Below are 3,030 nucleotides of genomic sequence, written 5' to 3'. Positions count from 1 at the left end.
CCCTGCTGTCCCTGCTGTCCCTGCCGGTTCGGTCCCCCGTCCGGGAAGCCACCGCCGCCCCCGCCGGGGCGACCGCCGCCCATCCCACCGCCCGCGACCGCCGGGCCGGCCGTCACGATCGAGCCGGTGTGCCCCTCACCGAGGGTGGTCAGCGAGTACGCCGCCGGACCGGCCAGCCCGGTCGCACAGCTCAGCGCGACGACCCCGAGAGCGAGCCGACGGCCCAGCCGGTTCGCGAAGAGCAGCCCGAGCGCGGCGGCGAGTCCGCCGACGAGCACCGCCCACTTGAGCCACGGGTGGTAGCCGGAGGCGCGGTCGAGCAGGACGTACCCCCAGGCCGCGGTGGCCGTCATCGCCGCCGCCAGCGCCGGCGGCGCCCAGGCCCGGCCCCGCTCCCGCCACAACAGGGCGGCGCCCATGCCGACGAGCGGGGCGACATAGGGGGCGAGGGCGACGGTGTAGTACTCGTGGAAGATGCCCCGCATGAAGCTGAAGATCACCATGGTGATCAGCAGGGAGCCGCCCCAGAGCAGGAACGCGGCGCGGGTGCCGTCCGTGCGCGGTGCCTTGCGGGTGGCGAGGAGCGCCGCGGCCAGCAGGATCAGCGCCGCCGGGATCAGCCAGGAGATCTGGCCCCCGATGTTCGAACCGAACATCCGGTCCCAGCCGGTCTCCCCCCAGCCGCCGCCCTGGCCGCCGCCGACGCTGCCGGTCTCCTCGCCGTTGATCCGGCCGAGTCCGTTGTAGCCGAAGGTCAGCTCCAGGAAGGAGTTGTTCTGCGAGCCGCCGATGTACGGCCGTGCGGACGCCGGCCACAGCTCGACGACCGCCACCCACCAGCCGCCCGCCACGATCATCGCGAGCCCGGCCAGCAGCACCTGCCCGATCCGCTTCCTCAGCGGGGCCGGCGCCAGGACGACGTGGACGAGCGCGAGCACCGGCAGGATCAGAAAGGCCTGGAGGGTCTTCACCAGGAAGGCGAGGCCGACCGCCGTACCGGCGAGGAGCAGCCACTTCGTCCCCGCCTTCGCCAGGGCGCGCTGGGTGCAGTACACGGCGGTGGCCATCAGCAGCGCGAGCGCCGCGTCCGGGTTGTTGAAGCGGAACATCAGCGCCGCGACCGGCGTCAGCGCGAAGACCGCCACGGTGAGCAGACCGGCCGGGGCGGCGAAGTGGCGGCGGACCGACGCGTACAGCACGCCCGCCGTCACCACCGCCATCAGGACCTGCGGGAACAGGATCGCGAACGAGTTCAGGCCGAGGAGCCGCACCGACAGGGCCATCGGCCACAGGGCGGCCGGGGGCTTGTCGACGGTGATCGCGTTGCCCGCGTCGAGGGAGCCGAAGAAGAACGCCTTCCACGACTGGCTGCCCGCCTGGACGGCCGCGGAGTAGAAGGAGTTGGCGTAGCCGGAGGCCGTCAGGTTCCAGGCGTAGAGCGCGCCGATGACGAGCAGGGCGCCGAGGAACGCGGGGCGGGCCCAGCGGGGGTCCTCGGGGCGGCCGCGCCACACGCGTCGCACGAAGGACCGTTCCGGGGCACCGTGCGTCGGCGCGGGAGCGCCGAAGAGGGGGCCGTCGAGGGTGGGGGTGGTCATCGGGTGCCCCTTGGATGGGTGTCGTGGTCCGGGAAGACCCAGGCGCGGAAGAGCAGGAAGCGCAGCACCGTCGCCGCGAGGTTGGCCGCGATCAGCACGGCGAGTTCGGTGGAGTGCGCGGGGTCGGCGGTGGCCGCGCCCAGCGCGGCGAGGGAGCCGCTGGTGAGGGCGAGGCCGATGGCGAAGACCACCAGGCCCTGCGCCTGGTGCCGGACGGCCCCGCCCCGGCCGCGCACCCCGAAGGTGAGGCGCCGGTTGGCCGCGGTGTTGGCGATCGCGGAGACCAGCAGGGCGAGCGCGTTGGCGGTCTGCGAGCCGGTGAAGGCGCGGAAGCCGCTGTAGAGGAGCAGGTAGAAGAGGGTGGACAGGGCGCCGACGACGCAGAAGCCGAGGAGCTGGCGGGCCAGGCCCCTCGGCACGTCCGGCAGTTCGCGGTCGCGCGGGTCGTCACCGAACGGCCGGGTGAGCCGGTCCAGCGGCAGCGAACCGGTGGCCAGCGCCTTGCCCACCCGCCAGACGCCCTTCAGGTCGTCGGTGGCGGTCCTGACGATGTGGACGGTGGAGTCGGGATCGTCGACCCAGTCCACGGGCACCTCGTGGATCCGCAGGCCCGCGCGCTCGGCGAGCACCAGCAGCTCGGTGTCGAAGAACCAGCCGGTGTCCTCCACCAGCGGCAGCAGCACCTGGGCGACATCGCGGCGGATCGCCTTGAACCCGCACTGGGCGTCCGAGAAGCGGGCCTGGAGCGAGCCGCGCAGGATGAGGTTGTACGAGCGGCTGATGAACTCCCGCTTAGCGCCGCGCACCACGCGCGAGCCGCCGGCCATGCGGGAGCCGATCGCCAGGTCCGAGTGGCCGGAGATGAGCGGGGCGACCAGCGGCAGCAGCGCGTTCAGGTCGGTCGACAGGTCGACGTCCATGTAGGCGAGGACGGGGGCGTCCGAGGCCGACCACACGGTGCGCAGGGCGCGCCCGCGCCCCTTCTCCTCCAGCCGCACCGACCGCACCCCCGGGAGGTGCGCCGCCAGCTCGGCGGCTACCCCGGGGGTGGTGTCGGTCGACGCGTTGTCCGCGATGGTGATCCGGAAGGCGTACGGGAACGTCCGCGCGAGGTGCTCGTGCAGCCGGAGCACGCACGGCTGGAGGTCCTTCTCCTCGTTGTAGACGGGAATCACTACGTCCAGGACAGGCGTACCGGCTCCTGCGGCCGGGAGGTGCTCCCGCGCCGGCAGGGTGCCGGGAGAAGAGTCGGTCTGCATGGCACCGACTCTTCTCAACTCCCCTGTCGCGCCCGTGTGGTGAGGCTGTGCCGGGGCTGTGAGCGCGACCGGTCACCGGCCGGCTCGGGAACGGGCGCGGGGATGGGCGCGGGCAGGCGCACGGGGGCGGGTGCCGGTGCGGGCAGGCGCACGGGCGCGGGCGCGGGCGCGGG

Annotated in this window: 1 protein-coding gene and 1 pseudogene; both read right to left on the bottom strand. The window is 73.7% G+C overall.

Annotation, left to right across the window (positions count from 1 at the left end; all coding sequences use genetic code 11):
* Positions 1 to 1,598: ArnT family glycosyltransferase (locus CCN42_RS36170; RefSeq protein ID WP_158102184.1), on the bottom strand; the 1,598-nt coding region annotated here is incomplete at its 3' end.
* Between the two features lie 26 nt (positions 1,599 to 1,624).
* A pseudogene (locus CCN42_RS36165) lies at positions 1,625 to 2,857 on the bottom strand (bifunctional glycosyltransferase family 2/GtrA family protein); the annotation flags it as partial.
* Positions 2,858 to 3,030: the final 173 nt, after the last annotated feature.

It is taken from the genome of Streptomyces glaucescens (genome assembly GCF_002154375.1).
Classification (GTDB): Bacteria; Actinomycetota; Actinomycetes; order Streptomycetales; family Streptomycetaceae; genus Streptomyces; species Streptomyces glaucescens.
Note: the sequence above shows the minus strand (reverse complement) of the source record. Positions and strands in the feature narration are given on the sequence as shown.